The 1491-nt window shown below is 71.5% G+C and carries 3 protein-coding genes; 2 read left to right on the forward strand and 1 reads right to left on the reverse strand.

What is annotated here, in order from left to right:
- A partial coding sequence (gene cofD / locus BN11_RS17650) for a 2-phospho-L-lactate transferase (RefSeq protein WP_048701879.1) occupies positions 1-776 on the reverse strand: 776 nt, incomplete at its 3' end.
- Positions 777-919: 143 nt separating this feature from the next.
- Here cofD and BN11_RS17655 point away from each other — a divergent pair.
- Both BN11_RS17655 and BN11_RS24260 read left to right on the forward strand, forming a co-directional pair.
- On the forward strand, positions 920-1177 hold the full coding sequence (locus BN11_RS17655) for a WhiB family transcriptional regulator (RefSeq protein ID WP_048699617.1): 258 nt from the start codon (positions 920-922) through the stop codon (positions 1175-1177).
- Between the two features lie 13 nt (positions 1178-1190).
- A partial coding sequence (locus BN11_RS24260) for a phosphoheptose isomerase family protein (RefSeq protein ID WP_048699618.1) occupies positions 1191-1491 on the forward strand: 301 nt, incomplete at its 3' end.

Here is a 1491-nt window from a genome sequence, read left to right on the forward strand (position 1 = left end):
ACGCCGATGACGTGCAGGCAGGTGTGGGCGTGCCCGCGCACCGGGCGGCCGCTGATGATCGGCGAGACACCGACGACCGGTGCGACGGCGCCGCGCAGGGCGTCGCGCACCCCTGGGACGCCGAGGATGATCCCGATCGAGACCACCGGGTTGCTCGGCGGCAGCAGGATCAGGTCGGCCTCGCGGATCGCCTCGAGAACGCCCGGCGCCGGCGCCGCCCGCTCCAGCCCGACGGCGACGAACCGCTGAGCCGGGGTCTGGGCCAGCTCGCCGACCCACCACTGCTGGAAGTGGATCGCCTCCGGCCCGCCGTCGCGCTCGACGATCACATGCGTCTCGACGGGGGAGTCGCTCATCGGCAGCAGCCGGATCCGCTGTTCCGGCAGCCCCCACCGGGTCGCCAGCCGCTCGGTGATCTGCGACGGCGTCAACCCCTCGCCGAGCCACAACGACCGGGCGATGTGGGTGCCGATGTCGAGGTCGCCCAGCCCGAACCACTGCGGCTGCACCCCGTATGCCGCCAGTTCGCCCTGCACCCGCCGGCTGTCGTCCGCTCGGCCCCACCCCTGCGCTTCGTCGATCCCGCCCCCGAGGGTATAGAGGAGAGTGTCGACATCGGGGCTGACCCGCAGCCCGAACAGGGTGATGTCGTCGCCGGTGTTGGCGACGATCGTCAATTCCGATTGCGCCAGAACGGGGTCCGCGTCGAGGGCCGCACGCAGGCCGCGCAGGAAGCGCGCGCCGCCGATTCCACCCGCCAAGGCAGTGATTCGCATGCGGCCAATCTTCACTCATACCTCGCAATGGCTTGACTTCCGGGGTATGACACGCGTGTAATTCCACTGGTGTGGTGCTGCGGCGCGGCGGGAATCCGACCTCGTGTCGCACGAGTTCAGGCAGAAATGGCGAGGAGTGGCCCGTGCGTGATGTCGTTTACCTAGATGCCCTGGACGAGGAAGACCTCTCCTGGCAGGAGCGCTCGTTGTGCGCCCAGACCGACCCCGAGGCGTTCTTCCCCGAGAAGGGCGGCTCGACCCGGGAGGCCAAGAAGGTCTGCACCGGCTGCGAGGTGCGCAGCGAATGCCTCGCCTACGCGCTGGCCAACGACGAGCGCTTCGGCATCTGGGGCGGCCTCTCCGAACGCGAGCGGCGCAAGCTGAAGCGCCGCGCCGTGTGACCGGTCCCGCCCGGTGACCGCCGCCCCCGCGGCCCACCTGCCCTACCTCGCCATGGCCGAACCCACGCCGGACCCGGCCGTTGTCCCGGTGACAGCGGTCCTGCTCGTCGCGCGCATCGACGACCGTCTCGTCGACGCCCTTGAGGCCGTCGCGGCACAGACCACCCGGCCGGACCGGCTGCTCATCCTCGACGCCACGGTCGCCGGCGACCTCGCCGGCCATCTCGGACCCGACAGCGCCCTCGCCACGCGGCTGCCCAGCCACCGCATCCAACGGGTCGCCCCCGGCACCGGCCTGCACGCCGCGCTCGCCG

It is taken from the genome of Nostocoides australiense Ben110, assembly GCF_001050535.1.
Lineage (GTDB): Bacteria > Actinomycetota > Actinomycetes > Actinomycetales > Dermatophilaceae > Nostocoides_A > Nostocoides_A australiense.